19 protein-coding genes are annotated in these 22,137 nt (G+C 67.9%); 5 read left to right on the top strand and 14 right to left on the bottom strand.

Annotation, left to right across the window (positions count from 1 at the left end):
* The first annotated feature begins 12 nt into the window (after nucleotides 1-12).
* The 5 genes from tal (at nucleotide 13) to AC5Y36_RS12605 (ending at nucleotide 4,863) form a co-directional block, all read left to right on the top strand.
* Nucleotides 13-1,134 carry a transaldolase gene (gene tal / locus AC5Y36_RS12585; protein ID WP_500041320.1) on the top strand — a complete coding sequence of 374 codons (1,122 nt, stop codon included), beginning with the start codon at nucleotides 13-15 and terminating at the stop codon, nucleotides 1,132-1,134.
* On the top strand, nucleotides 1,131-2,663 hold the full coding sequence (gene zwf / locus AC5Y36_RS12590) for a glucose-6-phosphate dehydrogenase (protein WP_500041245.1): 1,533 nt from the start codon (nucleotides 1,131-1,133) through the stop codon (nucleotides 2,661-2,663). Before tal ends, zwf begins: the two co-directional genes overlap by 4 nt.
* Before the next feature lie 102 nt (nucleotides 2,664-2,765).
* The gene (gene opcA, locus AC5Y36_RS12595) at nucleotides 2,766-3,677 is read left to right on the top strand and encodes a glucose-6-phosphate dehydrogenase assembly protein OpcA (protein ID WP_500041246.1); all 912 of its coding nucleotides are present in this window, start codon (nucleotides 2,766-2,768) and stop codon (nucleotides 3,675-3,677) included.
* Nucleotides 3,674-4,408, top strand: coding sequence for a 6-phosphogluconolactonase (gene pgl / locus AC5Y36_RS12600; RefSeq protein WP_500041247.1), 735 nt, complete (start codon nucleotides 3,674-3,676; stop codon nucleotides 4,406-4,408). Before opcA ends, pgl begins: the two co-directional genes overlap by 4 nt.
* Nucleotides 4,409-4,458: 50 nt before the next feature.
* Nucleotides 4,459-4,863, top strand: a complete 405-nt coding sequence (locus AC5Y36_RS12605; RefSeq protein ID WP_500041248.1) for an ATPase — start codon at nucleotides 4,459-4,461, stop codon at nucleotides 4,861-4,863.
* Between the two features lie 19 nt (nucleotides 4,864-4,882).
* On the opposite strand, the gene secG is transcribed toward AC5Y36_RS12605, so the two are convergent.
* From secG to uvrC, 14 genes are all read right to left on the bottom strand, one after another.
* On the bottom strand, nucleotides 4,883-5,119 hold the full coding sequence (gene secG, locus AC5Y36_RS12610) for a preprotein translocase subunit SecG (RefSeq protein ID WP_500041249.1): 237 nt from the start codon (nucleotides 5,117-5,119) through the stop codon (nucleotides 4,883-4,885).
* Between the two features lie 126 nt (nucleotides 5,120-5,245).
* The gene (gene tpiA, locus AC5Y36_RS12615) at nucleotides 5,246-6,031 is read right to left on the bottom strand and encodes a triose-phosphate isomerase (protein WP_500041250.1); all 786 of its coding nucleotides are present in this window, start codon (nucleotides 6,029-6,031) and stop codon (nucleotides 5,246-5,248) included.
* Between the two features lie 9 nt (nucleotides 6,032-6,040).
* Nucleotides 6,041-7,267, bottom strand: coding sequence for a phosphoglycerate kinase (locus tag AC5Y36_RS12620; RefSeq protein ID WP_500041251.1), 1,227 nt, complete (start codon nucleotides 7,265-7,267; stop codon nucleotides 6,041-6,043).
* Nucleotides 7,268-7,271: 4 nt separating this feature from the next.
* Entirely contained in the window at nucleotides 7,272-8,294 is a 1,023-nt protein-coding gene (gap, locus tag AC5Y36_RS12625) for a type I glyceraldehyde-3-phosphate dehydrogenase (RefSeq protein ID WP_500041252.1), read from the bottom strand.
* A gap of 137 nt (nucleotides 8,295-8,431) precedes the next feature.
* A complete protein-coding gene (locus AC5Y36_RS12630; protein ID WP_500041253.1) occupies nucleotides 8,432-9,997 on the bottom strand; it encodes a WS/DGAT/MGAT family O-acyltransferase in 1,566 nt (521 codons plus the stop codon).
* Nucleotides 9,998-10,004: 7 nt separating this feature from the next.
* Nucleotides 10,005-11,429 (bottom strand): phytoene desaturase family protein, encoded by a 1,425-nt coding sequence (locus AC5Y36_RS12635; protein ID WP_500041254.1) that lies wholly within the window; start codon nucleotides 11,427-11,429, stop codon nucleotides 10,005-10,007.
* A gap of 61 nt (nucleotides 11,430-11,490) precedes the next feature.
* Nucleotides 11,491-13,263 (bottom strand): DUF3556 domain-containing protein, encoded by a 1,773-nt coding sequence (locus AC5Y36_RS12640; RefSeq protein ID WP_500041255.1) that lies wholly within the window; start codon nucleotides 13,261-13,263, stop codon nucleotides 11,491-11,493.
* Nucleotides 13,264-13,276: 13 nt separating this feature from the next.
* Nucleotides 13,277-14,752: a class I adenylate-forming enzyme family protein gene (locus AC5Y36_RS12645; protein ID WP_500041256.1), complete on the bottom strand. Its 1,476-nt coding sequence runs from the start codon at nucleotides 14,750-14,752 to the stop codon at nucleotides 13,277-13,279.
* A gap of 123 nt (nucleotides 14,753-14,875) precedes the next feature.
* Nucleotides 14,876-16,132, bottom strand: a complete 1,257-nt coding sequence (locus AC5Y36_RS12650) for a PucR family transcriptional regulator (protein ID WP_500041257.1) — start codon at nucleotides 16,130-16,132, stop codon at nucleotides 14,876-14,878.
* Nucleotides 16,133-16,271: 139 nt separating this feature from the next.
* Complete coding sequence (locus AC5Y36_RS12655; RefSeq protein WP_500041258.1) at nucleotides 16,272-17,036, bottom strand: SDR family NAD(P)-dependent oxidoreductase; 765 nt, start codon at nucleotides 17,034-17,036, stop codon at nucleotides 16,272-16,274.
* A 122-nt stretch (nucleotides 17,037-17,158) separates the two neighbouring features.
* Nucleotides 17,159-18,136: a DNA-binding protein WhiA gene (whiA, locus tag AC5Y36_RS12660; RefSeq protein WP_500041321.1), complete on the bottom strand. Its 978-nt coding sequence runs from the start codon at nucleotides 18,134-18,136 to the stop codon at nucleotides 17,159-17,161.
* Entirely contained in the window at nucleotides 18,133-19,218 is a 1,086-nt protein-coding gene (locus AC5Y36_RS12665) for a YvcK family protein (protein ID WP_500041259.1), read from the bottom strand. The genes whiA and AC5Y36_RS12665 overlap by 4 nt, the downstream gene beginning before the upstream one ends.
* On the bottom strand, nucleotides 19,215-20,144 hold the full coding sequence (gene rapZ / locus AC5Y36_RS12670; protein ID WP_500041260.1) for an RNase adapter RapZ: 930 nt from the start codon (nucleotides 20,142-20,144) through the stop codon (nucleotides 19,215-19,217). The genes AC5Y36_RS12665 and rapZ overlap by 4 nt, the downstream gene beginning before the upstream one ends.
* Nucleotides 20,137-22,095 (bottom strand): excinuclease ABC subunit UvrC, encoded by a 1,959-nt coding sequence (uvrC, locus tag AC5Y36_RS12675; protein ID WP_500041261.1) that lies wholly within the window; start codon nucleotides 22,093-22,095, stop codon nucleotides 20,137-20,139. The genes rapZ and uvrC overlap by 8 nt, the downstream gene beginning before the upstream one ends.
* Nucleotides 22,096-22,137 lie beyond the last annotated feature (42 nt).

A 22,137-nucleotide genomic window follows, 5' to 3' on the forward strand; every position in this document is an offset into this window, starting at 1 on the left:
GAGGTAGTAACCATGGCTTCCCAAAACCCCAATCTTGCCGCGCTGAGCGCCGCGGGTGTGTCGGTGTGGCTGGACGACCTGTCCCGAGACCGGTTGCAGTCGGGCAATCTGGCCGACCTGATCGCCACCCGCAGCGTGGTCGGCGTCACCACCAACCCCACCATCTTCCAGAAGGCGCTCGAGCAGGGCCACGTCTACGACGCCCAGGTCCGCGAGTTAGCCGCCCGCGGTGCCGATGTGGAAGCCACCATCCGCACCGTCACCACCGACGACGTCCGCGATGCCTGCGATGTGCTGGCGCCGCAATGGGAGGCCTCCGCGGGGGTCGACGGCCGGGTGTCGATCGAGGTCGACCCCCGGCTGGCTCACGACACCGACAAGACCGTGGCACAGGCCGTCGAGTTGTGGAAGATCGTCGACCGGCCCAACCTGCTGATCAAGATTCCGGCGACCAAGGCCGGCCTGCCGGCGATCACCGCCACACTGGCGGAAGGGATTTCGGTCAACGTCACCTTGATCTTCTCGGTGCAGCGGCACCAGGAGGTGATCGACGCCTACCTGGCCGGCCTGGAGGCCGCCAAGGCGGCCGGTCACGATCTGTCCCGCATCCACTCGGTGGCATCGTTCTTCGTGTCCCGGGTCGACACCGAGATCGACAAGCGACTCGAGGCGATTGGGTCCGACGAGGCGCTGGCGCTGCGCGGTCAGGCCGGTGTGGCCAACGCCCGGCTGGCCTACGCGGCCTACCAGGAGGTGTTCGACGGCGGTGCCCGCTACGCGGCGCTGGCCGCCGACGGCGCCCGGGTGCAGCGCCCGCTGTGGGCCTCGACCGGGGTGAAGAACCCCGACTACTCCGACACCCTCTACGTCACCGAGCTGGTGGCACCGAACACGGTGAACACCATGCCGGAGAAGACAATCGAGGCCGTCGCCGACCACGGCGAAGTCCGCGGCGACACGGTCAGCGGCACGGGATCGACGGCCCAGGATGTGTTCGATCGGCTTGCCGCGGTCGGTGTCGACCTGCCCGACGTGTTCACGGTCCTCGAAGATGAGGGCGTGCAGAAGTTCGAGGAGTCCTGGAACGAGCTGCTCCAGGCCACCCAGGCGCAGCTCGAGTCCGCCGCCCAGTGAGCGCCGCGGCCTGGCGCAACCCGCTGCGGGACAAGCGGGATAAACGCCTGCCGCGAATCGCCGGGCCCTGTGGTGTCGTCATCTTCGGGGTCACCGGAGATCTGGCCCGCAAGAAGCTGATGCCGGCGATCTATGACCTGGCCAACCGCGGACTGCTGCCGCCCACCTTCGCTCTGGTCGGTTTCGCCCGGCGGGACTGGACCGACGAGGATTTTTCTCAGATCGTCCACGACGCCGTCAAGGCGCACGCGCGCACCCCGTTCCGCGAAGCGGTCTGGGAGCGGTTGGCCGAGGGATTGCGGTTCGTGGAGGGCACTTTCGACGATGACGCCGCGTTCGCCCGGCTCGCCGAGACACTGGCGAAGCTCGACGCCGAGCGTGGCACCGGTGGCAATCACGCGTTCTACCTGTCCATCCCGCCGTCGGCGTTTCCGGTGGTGTGCGACAAACTGCACTCCTCCGGACTTGCCCGCCCCAGCGACGATCGCTGGAGCCGGGTGGTGATCGAAAAGCCGTTCGGCCACGATCTGGACAGTGCTCGGGAACTGAACGCCGTTGTCAACAGCGTGTTTCCGGAGGAGTCGGTCTTCCGGATCGACCACTATCTGGGCAAGGAGACGGTTCAGAACATCCTGGCGTTGCGGTTCGCCAATCAGCTGTTCGACCCGATCTGGAACGCCCACTACGTGGACCACGTACAGATCACCATGGCCGAAGACATCGGCCTGGGTGGCCGCGCCGGCTACTACGACGGAATCGGCGCGGCCCGCGACGTCATCCAGAACCACCTGCTGCAGCTGCTGGCGCTGACCGCGATGGAGGAGCCGGTCAGCTTCGGTCCCGCCGAACTGCAGGCCGAGAAGATCAAGGTGCTCTCCGCGACTCGGCTGGCGCAGCCGCTGGATCAGACCACCTCCCGCGGCCAGTACACCGGCGGCTGGCAGGGCGGTCAGCGGGTGGTCGGCTTGTTGGAGGAGGACGGCTTCGCCAGCGACTCGATCACCGAGACATTCGCCGCGATCACCCTGGAGGTCGACACCCGGCGCTGGGCCGGGGTGCCGTTCTATCTGCGGACCGGGAAACGGCTGGGCCGGCGGGTCACCGAGATCGCTCTGGTGTTCAAGCGCGCACCGCACCTGCCGTTCGACGCGACAATGACCGACGAACTCGGCAAGAACGCGCTGGTGATCCGGGTGCAGCCGGATGAGGGGATCACGCTGCGCTTCGGCTCCAAGGTGCCCGGACACCTGATGGAAGTCCGCGACGTCAACATGGACTTCTCCTACGGCTCGGCGTTCTCCGAGGACTCCCCCGAAGCTTACGAACGCCTGATCCTGGACGTGCTGCTGGGTGAACCGTCGCTGTTCCCGGTCAATGCGGAAGTCGAATTGTCTTGGGAAATCCTCGATCCCGTCCTGGAGAACTGGGCCGCCCACGGGACGCCGGATCCGTACCAAGCCGGGACCTGGGGCCCGGCATCCGCAGTGGAGATGCTGCGGCGCGACGACCGGGAATGGCGGCGGCCGTGATCACTTTCCCCGCCGAGATTGCAGTGATGTACCGGGTTACTCGCAGTTTTCGGACAATGATGCAATCTCGCGGGTTGGCTCGACGAACGTAGGGATGAACCAATGATCATCGACCTTCCGGATACGGACACCACCGCGATCAACAAGAAGCTGAACGAAGCGCGCGAGCGTGTCGGGGTGGTGACCATGGGCCGGGTGCTGACGCTGATCATCGCACCGGACAACGACTCGCTGCTCGAGGAGTCCGTCGCCGCGGCCAACGCCGCGAGCCAGGAACATCCCAGCCGGGTGATCGTGGTGACAACCGCCGATCCCGACGCGAAAGACCCGCGGCTGGACGCCCAACTGCGAATATTCGGCGACGCCGGGGCCGGGGAGGTCGTGGTCCTGCAGCTCTCCGGTCCGCTGGCCGCCCACGCCGACAGCGTCGTGGTCCCGTTCCTGCTGCCCGACATCCCGGTGGTGGCCTGGTGGCCCGGCGTCGCACCCGCAGTGCCCGCCGATGACCCGTTGGGTCGGCTGGCGCTTCGCCGAATCACCGATGCCACCAACGGCGTCGACCCGCTGTCGTCCATCAAGAGCCGGCTGCCGGGCTACACCGACGGCGACACCGACCTGGCCTGGAGCCGCATCACCTACTGGCGTGCGCTGCTCGCCTCCGCGCTCGACCAACCCCCTTACGAGCCGGTCACTTCGGCACTGATTTCGGGTCTGGAAACCGAACCGGCGCTGGATGTCTTGGCCGGATGGCTGGCCAGCCGGATCGACGGCCCGGTACGCCGCGCAGTCGGTGAACTCAAGGTCGAACTGGTACGCACCAGCGAGACGGTGACCCTGAGTCGTCCGCAGGACGGGGTGACGGCGACCCTGCGCCGAACCGACCGGCCCGACGCACTGGTCCCGTTGCCGCGCCGCGATGTCCCCGAATGCCTGTCCGAGGATCTGCGCCGGCTCGACCCCGACGAGATCTACCATGACGCGCTGCGCGGCATCGACCGAGTGGAGTACGTGTGAGTAGCACCAGCGTGCAGACCTACCCCGACGCCGATGCGTTGGTCGCCGCGGCCGGCGACCGGCTGCTGACCGCCATCGAGTCAGCGATCGCGGCCCGCGGCCGGGCGCTGATCGTATTGACCGGCGGCGGCACCGGTATCGGCCTGCTGCGCCGGGTCCGCGAACAGGCGGACCGCGTCGACTGGACCAAGGTGCGGGTCTTCTTCGGTGACGACCGGTTCGTGCCCGCCGACGACGACGAACGCAACGTCAAACAGGCCCGTGAGGCCCTGCTGGACCATGTCGACATTCCGGCTGCGAACGTGCACGCGATGGCGGCCAGCGACGGCGAATTCGGCGATGACCTCGACGTCGCGGCGCTGGCGTACGAACAGGTCCTGGCCGATCACGGCGCCGACGGGTTCGACGTCCACCTGCTCGGGATGGGCGGCGAGGGACACATCAACTCGTTGTTTCCCGACACCCCCGCGGTGCGGGAGACCGCCCGGTTGGTGGTGCCGGTGCACGACTCCCCCAAGCCGCCGCCGCGTCGCATCACCCTGACGCTGCCCGCGGTCCAACGATCCCGCGAGGTCTGGTTGGTGGTGTCGGGGGCGGCCAAAGCCGACGCGGTCGCCGCCGCCGTCGCCGGCGCCGCCGCGGTGGAACTGCCGGCTGCCGGGGCGCGGGGGCGCGAACAGACCGTCTGGCTGCTCGATGCGGCGGCCGCGGCGGGCCTGCCCGCCGACTGACCGCCACGCGAGCCGATACCGGCGATACTTCCGCTACGCGAGGCGTCATAATGATCGTCATGGCAGATAGATCCGGCACCGGCCCGGAGCGGCGACGGCTCAAGACACTGGCGCAGGCGGCGATGAACGCCGATGTGACGGTCGGGCAACTCGAGGGCGTGCTGACCGGCCTCGGGGACACCATGAACGAGCTCAACAGCTCCCTGGCCGGCTTGAACGCCACGGTGGAACGTCTGGGTAACGGACTGGATCACCTTGAGGCGACGATGGCCGGCCTGGACGACCTGGCCAAGCGACTGGCGACCCTGATCGAGCCGGTGGAAGCCATCGTGGATCGCATCGACTACATCGTCAGCCTGGGCGAAACGGTGATGTCACCGGTGTCGGCGGCCGAGCACGCGTTGCAGGGCTTCATGAACGTGGTGAACGCGCTGCGCAACCGTACCGCCGACTAGCTATCGGCGCCGCAGGGCGTCAGGCGGCGAATTTGATCCAGAGACCCATGCCCACGATGGACACCAGCCAGATGCCGATGATGAACAGGGTCAGCCGGTCCAGGTTCTTCTCCACCACGGTGGATCCGGACAGGCTCGACTGCACGCCACCACCGAAGAGCGTCGACAGGCCGCCGCCCTTGGCGCGGTGCAGCAGCACCAGCAGCACCAGCAGCACGCTGGTGATCACCAAGACAATCTGCAAGCCCAACACCATGGTTCACACCCTACCGGGTGGGGTCGGCCGCCCTGTAATCGAGCCGACTCGTCGCGAGAGTGCAGCCAGGCAGGAAAAGCCCGGGAAGGTCCCTACCTGACGGCACTCTCGGCAGCGCCGCGGCGATCAGGGCAGCGGGCCGCCGGCGGCGATGGCCGCCAACGTGGCGAACTGCTCACCATCCAGCGACGCCCCGCCCACCAGCGCGCCGTCCACGTCGTCCTGGGCGATCAGCTCGCCGATGTTCTTGGCATTCACCGATCCGCCGTAGAGCACCCGCACCGTGTCGGCGATCTGCGGCGTCGCCAGCGCGGCCAGCTCGCTGCGCAAGGCCGTGCACACCTCCTGAGCGTCGGCGGCTCCGGCGACCCGGCCGGTCCCGATGGCCCAGACCGGCTCGTAGGCGATGACGACCTGGCCGATCTGCTCGGCGCTCAAACCCGCCAGCGAGCCCCGCAGCTGGGCGACGCAGTGCTCGACGTGGTTGCCGGCTTCCCGGATCTCCAGGTGCTCGCCCAGACACACGATCGGGGTCAGGCCGTGCTTGAGCGCGGCCGCGGCCTTGGCCGCCACCAGCGCGTCGTCCTCACCGTGGTAGCTGCGCCGCTCGGAATGCCCGACCACGACGAAGCTGCAGCCCAGCTTGGCCAAAAAGGCGCCGCTGACTTCGCCGGTGTAGGCACCCGAATCGTGCTGCGACACGTCCTGCGCGCCGAAGGTCAGCCGCAGCTTGTCACCGTCGACCAGGGTCTGCACACTGCGCAGGTCGGTGAACGGCGGCAGCACCGTCACGTCGACCCGGTCGTAGTACTTGTCCGGCAGGGAGAATGCCACCTTCTGCACCAGCGCAATCGCCTCGAAGTGGTTCAGGTTCATCTTCCAGTTGCCGGCGATCAACGGCGTGCGGCTCATACCCACCCCTTAGCTGCTCAGTACTTGGATTCCGGGCAACGCCTTGCCCTCAAGGTATTCCAGCGACGCGCCGCCGCCGGTGGAAATGTGCGAGAAACCGTCCTCGGGCAATCCCAGGGCCCGCACCGCGGCCGCCGAATCTCCCCCGCCGACCACGGAAAACGCACCCTTACCGGTGGCAGCGACGATCGCCTCGGCGACGCCCTTGGTGCCGGCCGCGAACGCCGGGAACTCGAAGACGCCCATCGGACCGTTCCAGAATATGGTCGCCGCGTTGCTCAGCAGCGCGGTGAACCGCTGCACAGAACCGGGCCCGATGTCCAGCCCCATCTTGTCAGCCGGAATCTCATCGGCGGCAACAGTTTCCGGAGTCGCATCGGCGCTGAACTTGTCCGCGACGACGATGTCCACCGGCAACCGCAGCACGTCGGCATAGGTGTCCAGCAGCCGACGGCAGGTGTCGATCATGTCGCTTTCCAGCAGTGAGCTGCCCACCGAAAGCCCCTGTGCAGCCAGGAATGTGAAGCACATGCCGCCGCCGATCACGATGCTGTCGGCCTTGGTGGCCAACGATTCGATGACGGCCAGCTTGTCGGACACCTTCGAGCCACCCAGCACCACCGCGTAGGGCCGCTCGGTAGAGCTGGTCAGCTGCTCCAGCACGGCGATCTCGGCGGCCACCAGCGTGCCGGCGTAGTGCGGCAGCAGGGTGGCCACGTCATAGACCGAGGCCTGCTTGCGGTGCACCACCCCGAACCCGTCGGAGACGAACGCACCCGGGGAACCATCCGGTGCCGCCACCAGCTCGGCCAGCGCACGGGCGAGCTCAAGGCGCTGCGCGTCGTCCTTGCTGGTCTCGCGGGGGTCGAAGCGGATGTTCTCCAGCAGCAGCACGTCACCGTCGGTGAGGCCCTCGGCGCGGGCCAGGGCGTCGCCGCCGACCACGTCGCCGGCCAGCTGCACGTGTCGTCCCAGCTGTTCGCTCAGCGCGGCCGCGACCGGCGCCAACGACAGCGCCGGGTCGGGTTCGCCCTTGGGCCGGCCCAGGTGCGCGGTCACCACCACCTTGGCGCCGGCCTCGGCCAGCGCCTTGCACGTCGGCACCGAGGCGGTGATGCGGCCGGTGTCGGTGATCACTCCCTGGTCGTCGAGCGGAACGTTCAGGTCGGAGCGCACCAGCACTCCGCGACCCGAAACCCCCTCGGCGAGCAGGTCGTCGAGCGTCTTGTGAGCCACGGCCTTACAGCGACTTGCCGACCAGGGCGACCAGGTCGACCAGCCGGTTGGAGTAGCCCCACTCGTTGTCGTACCAGGACACCACCTTGGCCTGGTTGTCGATCACCTTGGTCAGCCCCGAGTCGTACAGCGACGAGTGCGGGTCGGTGACGATGTCGGACGACACGATCGGTGCGTCGTAGTACTTCAGGATGCCCTTCATCGGCCCCTCGGCAGCGGCCTTCATCGCGGCGTTGATGTCCGCGACGGACGCCGAGCGGGCCAGCTCGGCGGTCAGGTCGGTAACCGAGCCGGTCGGGATCGGCACCCGCAGCGCGTAGCCGTCGAGCTTGCCCTTGAGCTCGGGCAGCACCAGGCCGATCGCCTTGGCGGCACCGGTGCCGGTGGGCACGATGTTGACCGCGGCGGCGCGGGCCCGGCGCAGGTCGGAGTGCGGGCCGTCCTGCAGGTTCTGATCCTGGGTGTAGGCGTGGATGGTGGTCATCAGGCCCTTGACGATGCCGAACTCGTCGTGCAGGACCTTGGCCAGCGGGCCCAGGCAGTTCGTGGTGCACGACGCGTTGGAGATGATGTTCTGGCTGCCGTCGTACTTGTCGTCGTTGACGCCCAGCACGATGGTGATGTCCTCGTCGGTGGCCGGCGCGGAGATGATGACCTTCTTGGCGCCGGCATCCAGGTGGCCCTTGGCCTTGGCGGCGTTGGTGAAGATGCCGGTGGACTCGACCACCACGTCCACACCCAGGTCACCCCAGGGCAGTGCGGCCGGGCCCTCTTTGACCTCGAGCGCCTTGATCTTGGTGTTGCCGACCACGATGGTGTCGTCGCCCTCGAGGCTGACGTCCTCGGGCAGCCGGCCCAGGATGGAGTCGAACTTCAGCAGGTGCGCCAGCGACGCATTGTCGGTGAGGTCGTTGACCGCCACGATCTCGATGTCGGCGGCGGTGCCCAGCGCCTTCTGCGCAGCGAGCGCCCGGTAGAAGTTGCGTCCGATACGACCGAAGCCGTTCACGCCTACCCGGATCGTCACGTGTCTCTCCTTGTGTGTTGCCAAGTCTGTCTGGTGTGGTGCCGGCACGTCCAAGTGCTACCGGTCAGCCTAAACGGTCACCGACTGGCACTGACCGGGCGGTATGGCGCGGGAGTTGCCGGCACCGTCGGGAGGTATCAGCGGCGCCCGGGGGTCAGCGGCGGCGTGGCTGCTTCCGGCTCGTTCGCCGGCTCGGCCAGCTTGATCGGGCCGCGGCGCGGATGGGCGGGCTGCGGCGGTTCGGCCCACTGCGCGCCGGTGGCCTCGAACAACCGGGTGATCTCCGCGACGTGCATGTCGGCCAGGTCCCAGACGTCGGGCACCAGGTCGCGGTCGGCGATGAAACCGAAGTCCAACCGGTCCAGATAGCTGACCACGGTGATGTTGAGGCCCTGTCCGTCGGTGACGATCGACACCGGGAACTGATGACACAGCTTGGCCCCGGCGAAATAGAGCGGCTCGCGCGGACCGGGCACGTTGGAGACCACCACGTTGAACGGCAGCGTCACCCGGTCGGCCAGCCGCAGCCCCGACGCCAGCCGCATCGCCGCGGTGGCCAGCACCGGCGGCGAGTACTGGGTCAGGTCGACCAGCTCGGCGGCCGGAACCATGTCGTGGGTGCGCTTGGCGTCCTGCATCGCGGTACGGCAACGTGCCACCCGCTCCACCGGGTCGTCGCAATCGGTGGGCAGCTCGGCGAATATCGCCGACACCCGGTTGGTCCACGGATCGGCCTCGTCACCGGTGCGGATCGACACCGGAACCATCGCGCGCAGCGGCCGGTCCGGCAGCGCGTCGTGGGCCAGCAGATACGCGCGCAGTCCGCCGGCGCAGATCGCCATCACCACGTCGTTGACGGTGCCGCCGGTGGCCTCCTTGAGCCGCTTGACGTTCTCCAGCGAGGTGGTCCGCATCGCAAAGCGGCGATGCCCGCTGATCGCCTTGTTCCACGGTGTCGGTGGAGCGGTGGCCGCCGGCAACGACAGGCTCGGCCGGCTCCCGCTGCCGCGCTGGGCGACCCATTTGACCGCTGCCCCGGCCCGGCCGGCCGCGCTGGCCAGGCTGTGGATTCCGGCGGCGTCGGCGAGCCGGCCCACGATTCGCGCCTGCACCCGCATCGCGCGAAACGGGTGGCGGGCCAGCTGATTCATCGTCCGACGCAGCAATTCCGTGGTCGAGGGCACCGCCTCGGGTTCCCAGGACGGGCTGGGCCCCGGCGCGGGTGCGTCCGGGGTGGTGTCGGTGAGGATCTGCAGCATCAGCTGCCCGGACGCGCCGTCGATGGTGGCGTGGTGGTACTTGGTCAGCAGCGCCCATCGGCCGTCGACCAAGCCGTCGATGACGTAGACCTCCCACAGCGGCCGGCTGCGGTCCATCGGCCGACCAACGATGCGGCACACCTGTTCGGCCAGCTGATCGACCAGGCCCGGCCGCGCCAGATGCAGTTCCCGGACATGGAAGTCGAGATCGAAGTTCGGGTCGAAGACCCAGTAGGGGTGATCCAGCCCGAACGGCACCTCCACCACCCGGCGCCGCAGCGGCTCCAGCTCACCGATCAGCGAGGCGTACTTGGCGTACACCGCCGCGTAGGGGTCGTAGTCCGCATCGGGCCGCTCGAAGATCATCAGGCCGGTGACATGACCGAAGGTTGTCGCCGTCTCCATGAACAGAAAACTGGAATCCATGCCACTGAGTTGCTTCATGGAGTACTCACTTTCTTTGCCGGAGCCCATGGCGCCGCAACGCCGATTGGGCAGCGTTGTAGCCGCAGAGGCCGTGCAGCGCGGCACCCGGCGGGGTGGACTGCGAACACAGGAACACCCCGGGCACCCCGGTGCAATAGGGGTCGAGCGCGACGCGCGGGCGAAACAGCAACTGCAGCCCGTCGTTGGCGCCGCCGATAATGTCGCCGCCGATGCAATTCGGGTTGTAGGAATGCATTTCGGCGGTTCCCTTGCTTACCGTGGCGACGACGCGGTCACGGAATCCCGGCGCGAACCGCTCGATCTGGTCGGTGATGATGCCGGTGGCGTCGCCGTCATACCCGAACGGTACATGCGCGTAGGCGTAGATCGGGTTGACCGCTCCCACTGAGCGGGACGGGTCGGCCAAAAACTGCTGGCCCAGGATGATGAACGGTTGCTGCGACATCTTGCCCTGCGCGCGTTGGCGTTCCGAGTCGGCGATCTGGGTGAAGGTGCCGCCCAGGTGCACCGTGCCGGCGCGGCCGCAATCCGGGTTGGTCCAGGGGATATCGCCGTCGATGGCGAAGTCGACCTTGAACGCCGAGGAGCCGTACCGGTAGCGCTGATAGGACCGGCGGATCCGCCCCGGCATCAGATCGCCGTAGATCTGGCAGGCCGCAGCCGGGCTCAGGTCGAGCAGCACGATATCGGCGTCCGGGAGGTCGGCGCGGCTCGTGACGGTGACACCGGTGGTGATGCTTCCGCCGTAGTCGCCCAGCGCCGCGGCCATGGCCGCGGTGATTCTGCCCGATCCGCCTTCGGCGACCGGCCAGCCGTACCGGTGACCACCGGCCAGGAACATCAGCGCCATGGCCGCGACCAGCGGTCGATCCAGCCGGGTGTAACTGTGCGCGGCGGCGCCGCCGAACAACGCCCGGGCCGCCTCGGTGCGAAACCAGCGAGCCGCCGCGGTGGCGGGCAGCAGCGCGGGCGGGCCCAGCGCGGCCAGCCGGATCGGGTGTTGCGGCAGATGCAGCACCGGGCGCAGCAGGTCTTCGGCCAGCGCGTCGAATCCCGTGGCGAGCCGGCCCACCGTGCGCTGCCAGCGGGCGCCGTCGACGCCCAGGCCGGCGGCGGTCTGCTCGACCGACTGATACAGCACGCCCGCCGAGCCGTCGTCGAGCGGGTGCGCGCAGTCGATCTCGGGCCACTTCCACACCAGCCCGTAGCGCCCCAGGTCGACCTGCTGCCAGAACGGGGAGCCCACACCCAGCGGGTGAAACGCCGCGCAGTGGTCGTGAATGACACCGGGGACCGTCAGCTCACTGGAGCGCGCGCCCCCGCCGACGGTGTCCGAAGCCTCGAGCACCTGCACGTCAACACCGTTGCGCGCCAGCTCTATCGCGCCCGCCAGCCCATTGGGGCCGGCGCCCACTACGACCGCTCTCATGACTGACCGCTCTCCCCCGCAGGCGGGCGGTGCCTCGCCCTGCATCGGTCGCCGGCTGTCCTCACCGTGCGGCTTTGTCTGTGCCGCGCGCGGTGACATGCACCGGGAACTCGTCGCCCGGTTCGGGCCAGGGCTGGCGGGTCAACATGTCATCGACATTGACGTAACCGGCCTCGATCAGCCCGGAGTTTGCGTCGACGATGCGATAGGCCTGCTTCTTGGTGTGAATGGGTTGACCCTCCAGGATGATCACCCGCAGATCACCTTCGGCCAACTGGCAGCGCCGCTGCACCGCCTCGACCAGCTGCTCGTTGTGCAGGTGCCCTTCACCGAAGTTCCATCCGACCAGCGGCCCGGCGATGATCTCGCCCTCGCGGACGTGGTAGTCGGGCAGCTTGTCCGCACCGCCCAGCGCCCGGGGCAGCAACCCGTTGAGGGCGCGTCCGTGCAGGTGCATGGAGCGAAACGCGCCGGGCATCTTGTCGGCGACCAGTTCAGCGGTGGCGCGGTCGTAGAGTTTGGCCAACTGGTTGATCACCAGCGCCGAGCTTTTGACGACATTGGCTTCGATGGCGTCTTCGACACCGGGCTTGAAGCACCAGACGCTGGTGGCCCAGTTACCGGCGTAGTAACGCATCGCCGGAAGGAACGAAATCTGTTGCGGAAACATGTTTCCCGCTATCGGCACCACCAGCAACCCGGTCAACAGGATGGCCAGCAGCAGCGGCGAGTTCAAGTCGAAGACGCTGATCTCGGTGTGCTGCCCGAACAGGTAGAACAGCGAGAAGATGAAGAACACGTTCCACTCCAGCGGAACGCCCATCGGCAGGTTGGAAATGATGTTGAGGTGGAAAATCACCATGAACGCGATCAGAACCCAGCGCCACGGGTGATCGCCGGCGGCGAACACCAGCACCGCCGGAACGATGAATTCCGCTGTGGTGCCGCCGACATGCGCCATCAGGTTCGGTAGCCGGCTGGGCCGCAGGTCGTTGACGGGGTCGAGGTAGAGCCTGTCCTTGAACCAGTTGAACATCCTGGGACGCAGCAGTGCGTTGTTGCTGGACATCACCGCTACCACATACGGGAAGTGATGGTTCAGTTTGGATGTCGCTGCTCCCCACCACAACCCGAGCATGATGATCTTGAAAGCGGACATCTGGTCAATGTAGGGGAAGAAGAACACCAGCAGGCTCAGCCCGTAGTGCTCGGCACGCGCGGCCAGGAAGATGGTCTTGTCCCGCAGCCCCAGCAGCACCAGGGTGACGATGGTGGGAATCACCAGCATCGGGTCGATCAAGCCGACGTCACCGGTACCGGTGACCGAGCCTCCGTGGCCGGGCGCCAGCAACGCCCACACGCCGGAGGCCAGCACCGCGACATACAGCGCGACGTCGACCACGGTGCGGGTGTCACCTCGGGTGAAGGGAACTTTTCCCGGCCAGGGTGGCAGCCGAATCGTCTTGGGCCGCAACCAGTACAGCAGACCGCCGATCGGAGGCCAGAATCGCCCGGTCAGCGGGCCCGACCCGCAGCCCAGTCCGAGGACCTCGAACAGCAGGGTGAAAACGATGACCTTCTGGTACACGATTGGCTGCGTCCACCAATCGGCGATGCGCCCGAGCCCGCCCAGGCCGGGGGTCAGCGCGATGACCGCCGCGGCGCCGACAACGTAGCCGGCGATCTTGAGCAGGTAGAGCAGATAGATCGCCGACGGGGTGCCCAACCCGTGGCGCGCCCAGTGCCGGCTGCACACCTGAATCCGGCTGCGCCACGGCAGGGTTGACCAGGTGTCGGGGTCGACGTCCGGAACCGTCGGTGTGATGAATCCCATGATGACCTCGTTCTCAATTGCTGGACGTGATGAATCGGCGTCGTAGAGCCGGCTTGTCGATCTTGCCGACCGGGTTCTTGGGCAGCTCTGCCACGACGATGATCTCGGCGGGCAGTTTGTATTTGGCCAGCGATGCCGCGAGGTGCTGGTGCAGTTCGTCGGCGCTAGTCGCCGCGTCACCGTCACCGGTGACCACGAACGCCACCACCACCTCGCCGTACACCGGGTCGGGCCGGCCGACCACCGCGGCCTCCCGGACCGCGGGGTGGGTGTAGAGCACCGTTTCGATCTCTTTGGGGTAGATGTTCTCCCCGCCGCGGATGATCATGTCCTTCGCCCGGTCGATCAGCGTCAGATAGCCGTCGGCGTCGAAGAATCCGATGTCGCCGGTGTGCAACCAGCCGTCGACGATGGTTTTGGCGGTCTCCTCGGGCCGGTTGAGGTAGCCGCGCATCACCGTCGGGCCCGCCACCACGACCTCACCGGGCGACCCATCGGTGATGAGCGCACCGGCCGAGTCCATGATCGCGACTTGAATACCGGGCAGCGGCATCCCGACGGTGCCGGGTTTACGCACGCCCTCGATCGGGTTGGTGGTGGACGCGCAGGTCCCTTCGGACAGGCCGTAGCCTTCGACGATGGGGACGTTGTAGCGCTGCTCGAAGCGGCGGATCAGCTCGACTGAAGCCGGGGCGGCCCCGCATACCGCGTAACGCAACGAGCTGGTGTCGGGAGTGACCTCGGCCGGCAGGTTGGCCAACATGTTGTAGATCGTCGGGACCGCCGAGAACGTGGTGGGCCGGACCCGCTCGACGATGTCGAAAAACGTTCTCGGGTCGAAGCGCCCGGCCACGGTGGCCTGTCCGCCGGCCAGCAGTGGCGACAACACGCTGACCACGATGCCGTTGACATGGAACAGCGGCAGGATCAGCAGGCTGTGATCGTCGGCTCCCAACCCGGTGAACGCCACCATCGACTGCACCATCGCCATGATGTTGGTGTGGGTCAGCTCCACCCCCTTGGGCCGTCCGGTCGTGCCGCTGGTGTAGATCACCAGAGCCACCGCGGCATCCGACGGCTCGACCGCCGTCGCGGTCGATGCGCCGGCGGGCTGCGCCAGGTCGGCCAGTGTCAGCACCGTGCAGCCGGAGGGAGCGTGCTCCGCGGGCGCTTCGCAGACCAGAACCCGCGCCGACGAGTCGACGAGCTGGTAACCGGCTTCACTGGCCGTCAGCGCCGGGTTGACCGGGGTGGCGGCGGCCCCGACCCGCCACGCCGCGAACAATGCGACGATCAGCTCGATGCGGTTCGGCAGCTGAACCGCGACCATGTCGCCGACACCCACACCGGCCTCGGCGAACCGGGCGGCAGCGGTCTGCACCCGCTCCAGTAGTTGGGCATTGGTCAGCTGACCGTTGTGTGGATCAGCCAATGCCGGCCCGTCAGGGTCACGGGCGGCCCGCTCATCCGGCAACTCGGCGAAATGCATGGTGCCTCACTCAACTATGGCTATTCGGTGGTGATGTCAGTAACCGTATGCCCGGGCGGGTGACAGGCACCATATTTTCAGGAGCCGAAGTTGACGCCCGCGATTGTGCGCAGAGCACAACGCTCAACCAGCCGGCGCCCGCAGCACCGCGGGGGCCATCCACCGGCAGACCTCAAGCGCGATCTGCACCTGCACCACAACGTCCGGATCGTCGAAGCTGCGGCCGCACAACTCCATCGCCTGGGCCACCCGGTATTGAATGGTGTTGCGGTGCAGCACCATCGCATCCGCGGTCGCGACATGGCTGCGGCTGCGGGCCAGAAACTCTCGCAGCGTCTCACGCAGCCACCCAGTGCGCTCATCGTCGATGGCCAGCTCACCGAGCGCCGCAGCGACGAAACTGCGGAGTTCACCCATGTCGCCGGCCATCAGCGCGATCGGAACCACTTCGGCGTAGAACGCGATACGCGACCGCGAGCGCCCCCGACCCGCCAGGACCACCGCCTTCGCCCGCTCGGCCTGGCGCAGCGACCGGCGGAATCCGTCCAGGCCGCCGGCCACCTCCCCGAACGCCAGCGACGCGGCCAGCTTCGAGCCGTCGAACGCCGCGCGTATCGGTGCGGTTCTCGGCGCGGTCGCCGGCGGCGTGGAGAACCACAACCGCGCCTCCCGCTCATCGGTGGGCACCATCAGCGGACGCCCCACCGCACCCAGTTCCGCGGCGACGCGCCAGCGCACCTGATCGAACAAAGCGACCACGTCCCGGGTGGGCACCGTCATGTCCGCCCACACCACCGCCGCCACATGTGCGCCATCCAGCCGATACCGCAGCGCCTCTTCTGCTCGGTGCAGATCGACCGGTGCACCGGCCAGCAATTCGCTGACCCACTGCTGCCGCAGCCCACTGCGCCGACTCACCCAACGATCGCGCTCCTGCTCGTAGGCCACCCCGACCTGGTCGCACACCACGTCGATGAACCGGGCCGAGCGGTTCACCAGATCGACAATCGTGGGCACCTGCGCATCGGCCGTCAGCGCCGACGCGTAGCGCATGCCGGCTTCCAGGAACCGGGCATGCCCGATCCGGTAGGCCCGGATCAGCGCCGAGAGCGACACATCGCGCTGTGCCAGCGCCCGGGCGTAGGTCAGCGCGGCGTTGGGCGCCTGCACCGCGGTCTCCGGCCCGTCGAGATCCAGATAGTGGATACCCGCGACGACGACTTCGGTGATGCTCGCGGTCAGTAGCTCGACCATCCGGGTGTCGGGATCCAGGACCCGGATTTCGGACTTCGTGACGTCAACCAGTTCGGCGACGAACTCGTCGCGGTAGGCGTACATCTGTTGGGCCACCTGCGAAATGGGCTTGGTGCGCTCAGCCATGTATTACGCCCTCCTGCCCAGAAGGAGGGTGTCGACGCGTACGTTCGGTGCGCGCACCGGGTCGGTCATAGCGCCATCCTGCCGGTTGGCGGGACGCGCGACGACGGTTTCGGCTCGATCGTGAAGAGCGCGCACCCGCTCAGGTGGTGAGCAGGCCGCCTTCGACCGGCAGGGTGATGCCGGTGACGTAACTGCTGGCTTCGCTGGCCAGGAAAATCAGCGCGGCGCTGAGTTCATCGGGATGGCCCATCCGGCCGGCCAGAGTGCGCGGGAGGACCGTGGTGTCGATGTAACCGTCGTGGTACTGGTCGGTCATCTCGGACTCGAAGAATCCGGGCGCCAACGAATTGACCCGGATCCCCTTGCGCCCGGTCCACTGTTGGGCCAGGTCCCGGGTCAGTCCGATCAGCCCGGCCTTCGACGCAGCGTAGGCCGCCTGCGGCAGGCCCGCCGTGGTCAGGCCGAGGACGCTGCTGACATTGATGATCGAACTGCCCGGCCGCATCACCTTGGCGCAGGCCTGCGCCATCCAGTAACAGCCGTGCAGATTGATGTCGACGACCGAGCGGAACTCCTCGGGAGTTTCCCGGGTGGCGGGCACCGCGGTGCCGACGCCGGCATTGTTGACCAGAATGTCCACCCGGCCGAACGCTTCCATCGCGGCATCGACCAGGGCTTGGCACTGCTGCGGGTCGGTGACGTCGGTGCCTACCGCGACAGCCTTGCGACCGGCCGCCTCGACGAGCGCGCGGGTATCGGCCATCCGGTCGACGCGCCGCGCCCCCAACGCCACGTCGGCCCCGGCCTCGGCCAATGCCTGAGCGAACGCCACACCCAGACCGCTGGACGCACCGGTGACGATCGCGACCCGGTCCTCGATGCGGAAACGATCCAAGATGGTCATCCGAGGGCCTTTCGATAGGGGTTCAATTGAACGACGCCGCGAGATTGCGCTGAGGTACCGAAAGTTCGCGAGCCGGCGTACCCGGCTGCAATCTCGGCGTCCATGCGAGCCGCCCGTCGACGTCAGGCGTCATCGAGCAGATCGGGAGTGACGGCCGACTCGGTGTCGGGAATGCCGTCCTGCTTGGCTTTGCGATCGGCCATCGACAGCAGTCGCCGAATGCGGCCGGCCACTGCGTCTTTGGTCATCGGGGGATCGGCAAGCCGGCCCAGCTCCTCCAGTGAGGCCTGTCGGTGTTCGACCCGAAGCTTGCCCGCCTCGGACAGATGGTCGGGCACCGTGTCACCGAGGATCTCCAACGCGCGCTCCACCCGAGCCGCTGCGGCAACCGCGGCCCGCGCCGAGCGGCGCAGATTCGCGTCGTCGAAGTTGGCCAACCGGTTGGCGGTGGCCCGCACCTCGCGGCGCATCCGGCGTTCCTCCCACACCAGCCGGGTGGTCTGCGCACCCATCCGGGTCAGCAGCGCGCCGATCGCCTCCCCGTCACGCACCACCACCCGGTCAGCGCCACGCACTTCGCGAGCCTTGGCGCTGATGCCCAACCTGCGAGCCGCCCCCACCAATGCCAGTGCCGCCTCCGGACCCGGGCAGCTGACCTCCAGCGCCGACGAGCGCCCCGGCTCGGTCAGCGACCCGTGCGCCAGGAAGGCGCCACGCCAGGCCGCCTCCGCATCGCCGACGCTGCCGCCGACCACGTGGGCCGGCAGCCCGCGTACCGGGCGGCCGCGCAGATCGAGCAGGCCGGTCTGGCGCGCCAACGCCTCCCCGTCCTGTGCCACCCGCAACACGTAGCGGGTGCTCTTGCGGATGCCGCTCGCGGACAACACGTGCACGACGGCGTTGTAGCCGTACAGGTCGAAGATGTCCTTACGCAGCCGGCGCGCGATGATGCCCTGATCCACCTCGGCTTCCACCACCACCCGACCGGCCACGATGTGCAGGCCACCGGCGAACCGCAGCAACGACGCCACCTCGGCACGCCGGGCGCTGACCGCGCTGACCACCAGACGGCTCAGCTCGTCCTTGACATCGGCCGTCATCGCCACGCGTCGTCACCTCCCGGTCCGTCCCGGCGCGGTTCTGAGCCGGTGTGTTGTGCCTCCCCGGCAGCCGCTTGCGGCAGGCGGGTCGGCACGGTGGGCGGCGCCGCGCTGGGGGCACGTCCCAAAACCCCGTCCAGCGCCGCCGCCAGCTTGCCTGGGTCATGTAAAGGTGTACCAGGTCGCGCCACATCGACGAAGTGAATCTCGGCTTGTAGCAGTGCGGCCGTGCGGCGCAACTGCTCACGCTCACGCTCGCCGGGCACCCGTTCGACGTCGATGACGATGTCGTGGATCGTGAAACCGGGCGCATGCTGGGCCAGTACATGCAGGTGACGTTCCACCGAGAACCCTGCGGTTTCCCCCGGCTCAGCGGCCAGGTTGAGCACCAGAGCGCGCCGCGCCGACGTCGCCTGCAGTGCCTCGGCCAGCCCGGGCACCAGCACATGCGGGATGACGCTGGTGAACCACGATCCGGGACCGAGCACCACCAGGTCGGCGGACATGATGGCGTCGACCGCCTGGCGGGTGGCCGGCGGGTCGGCCGGCAGCAACCGGACCCGGCGCACCTTGCCCGGAGTGGTCGCGATCGCCACCTGCCCGCGGATCACCCGGAACATGCGGGGGTCGGACTCCAGCCCCGACACGTCGGCCTCGATCTGCAGTGCGACCGGGCACATCGGCAGCACCCTGCCCTTGACGCCCAGGATCCGGCCGAGTTCATCGAGTGCGGCCACCGGGTCGGCCAGTACCTCGGACAGCCCGGCCAGCATCAGGTTACCGATCGGATGCCCGGCCAACGCACCGTCGCCACCGAACCGGTGCTGGATGATGGTGGCCCACAATCGTCCGTGCGGACTGTCGGATGCTAACGCCGCCAAAGCCATTCGCAGGTCGCCGGGCGGAATGATGTCGAGTTCGCCGCGCAGCCGACCCGAGGAACCACCGTCGTCGGCAACGGTCACCACCGCGGTCACGTGCGGGGTCAGCCGGCGCGCCGCCGACAGCGTCGCGTGCAACCCGTGTCCACCGCCCAGCGCCACGATGGACGCGTTGGTGCTATAGGCGATTTCGGCACTCATTCGCGGCCCAGGTCTCGGTGCAGCACCCGCACCGACAACTCTGCAGTAGGCTCCTGCCCTTCCAGCAAGCGCGCCAGCGCCTCGGCGATCGCGACGCTGCGATGCTTGCCGCCGGTGCACCCGATGGCAACGGTCATGTAGCGCTTTCCTTCTCGGCGATAGCCGTCGAGCACCAGGTTCAGCAACCGATGGTAGGTGTCCAGGAACTCGGCCGCACCGGACTGGCCCAGCACGTAGTCGCGGACCGCGGGATGCTGGCCGGTGTGCGGCCGCAGCTCGTCGACCCAGTGCGGGTTGGGCAGGAACCGGACATCCATCACCATGTCGGCGTCCATCGGCAGTCCGTATTTGAAGCCGAACGATTCCATGGTGACGCTGATATGCGCGACGGCCTCGGTACCGAAGGCGCGTTCGATGCTTTCCCGCAGCTCCCGGACCGAGCGGGTCGAGGTATCGATCACCAGGTCGGCCGCCGCCCGGACCGGCGCCAGCATGTCCCGCTCGGCGGCGATCCCCTCGGCCAGCGTGTGCTCACCCTGCAGCGGGTGGCTGCGGCGGTTCTGCTCGTAGCGGCGAATCAACATGTCGTCGGAGGCTTCCATGAACAGCACCCGCGGGGTGATGCCGCGGGTCGCCAGCTCGGTGCGCACCGAATCCAGGTCGCCGGTGAACCCGCGCGAGCGGGCATCCATCACCACCGCGAGCTGGGTGATCCGCGAACCGGCCGCCAGGCCGAAATCCACCATCCGGGTGATCAACTCGGGCGGCAGGTTGTCGGCGACATACCAGCCCAGGTCTTCGAGCACTTTGGCCGCGGTACCACGCCCGGCCCCCGACAGTCCGGTCACCAGGACCACGTCGATGCCGGATTCGCCGGTGCTGTCCTCAGGGTCCCCCATGCCTTCTCCCGCTTCTTGCTCAGTCATCCCGATTCCCGTTCCGTCCCACCGACGATTCGGCCGGCTGCGGCCCCGACCCCAACGCCTCGCGCACCGCCGCGGCCGTCGTCGCCCCGATTCCGGGGACCGCGGTGATCTCCTGGACGGTCGCCGCCTTGAGCCGGGCCACCGATCCGAAGTGCGCGATCAGCGCCTTGCGACGATGTTCCCCCAAACCAGGCACCGAATCCAGCGCCGATGCCGTCATCCGCTTGGACCGCTTGCTGCGGTGGTAGCTGATCGCGAACCGGTGCGCCTCGTCGCGGATCCGCTGCAGCAGGTAGAGGCCCTCACCCTGGCGCGGCAGGATCACCGGATCGGGCTCGGCGGGCACCCACACCTCCTCGAGGCGTTTGGCCAGGCCGATGGTCGCCACATCGGTGATGCCGAGTTCGGAGAGCACCGCGGCAGCGGCATTGACCTGTGGGGCCCCACCGTCGACCACGTAGAGGTTGGGTGGATAGGCAAACCGTCGCGACTTGCCTTCGGCGGTCAAAACATCGGCGTTGAGATGACGCTGGAAACGGCGGCGGGTCACCTCGGCGATGGAGGCGACGTCGTCGGAACGTCCCTCCCCCGCCGCTTCCCGGATGGCGAAGTGGCGGTAATCCGATTTGCGCGGCAACCCGTCCTCGAACACCACCAGCGATCCCACCACGTCGGTGCCCTGCACGTGGCTGATGTCGACGCACTCGATCCGCAGCGGCGCATCCGCCAGTCCCAGCGAGTCTTGAAGGCTCTGCAGCGCAGCAGATCTGGCGGTGAAGTCTCCGGCACGCTTGAGCTTATGTTGCTGCAAAGCCTCCTTGGCGTTGCGCTGGACGGTTTCGGCCAGCACCCGTTTGTCACCGCGACGCGCCACCCGCAGACTCACCCGCGAGCCGCGCAGACCCGACAGCCAGTCGGTCAACTCCTCGGCGTCGGACGGCAGGCACGGGACCAGCACCTCGCGAGGCACCGGGTTCGTCGATTCGTCGGCCGCACCGCCGAGCTCGGCCTGATCGCCATAGAACTGGGTCAGGAACTGCTCGACCAACTGGTTCTCGGAATCTCCTGGATCACCCGACTTTTCGACGATCCACCCCCGCTGGCCACGGACCCTGCCGCCGCGGACGTGGAACACCTGCACCGCCGCTTCGAGCTCGTCATCGGCGAACGCCACCACATCGGCGTCGGTGCCGTCACCGAGGACGACGGCCTGCTTCTCCAGCGCCCGCTTCAACGCGGAGATGTCGTCGCGCAGTCGCGCGGCCCGCTCGAAATCAAGTTGCCCCGCGGCGGCGTTCATCTGCTGTTCCAGGTCGCGGACCAGCCGGTCGGTCTTGCCGGCCAGGAAGTCGCAGAAGTCGTCGACGATCTTGCGGTGCTGCTCGGCGCTGACCTTGCCGATACACGGCGCCGAGCATTTGTCGATGTAGCCGAGCAGACAGGGCCGGCCTATCTGGTTGTGCCGCTTGAATACTCCCGCCGAGCAGGTACGCGCCGGAAACACCCGGGTCAGCAGGTCCAGGGTTTCGCGGATCGCCCAGGCGTGCGAGTAGGGCCCGAAGTAGCGGACACCCTTGCGACGCGGCCCGCGATAGACCATCAGCCGCGGGTATTCCTCGTTCAGCGTGACCGCGAGCACCGGGTAGGTCTTGTCGTCGCGGTAGCGGACGTTGAAGCGAGGGTCGTACTGCTTGATCCAGTTGTACTCGAGCTGCAGCGCCTCGACCTCGGTGCTGACCACCGTCCACTCCACCTTGGCGGCGGTGGTGACCATCTGCCGGGTCCGCGGGTGCAGCCCGGCGATGTCGGCGAAGTAGGACGTCAGTCGGCTGCGCAGGCTTTTGGCCTTGCCGACGTAGATGACGCGGCCGTGCGGATCGACGAATCGGTAGACGCCCGGCTCGACCGGGATGGACCCGGGCGGCGGGCGGTACGTCGCGGGATCTGGCACGGCTACCAGGCTAGTGTTCTGCGGCGAGCAGACGTAAAAGTG

It is taken from the genome of Mycobacterium sp. NGS50, assembly GCF_059812545.1.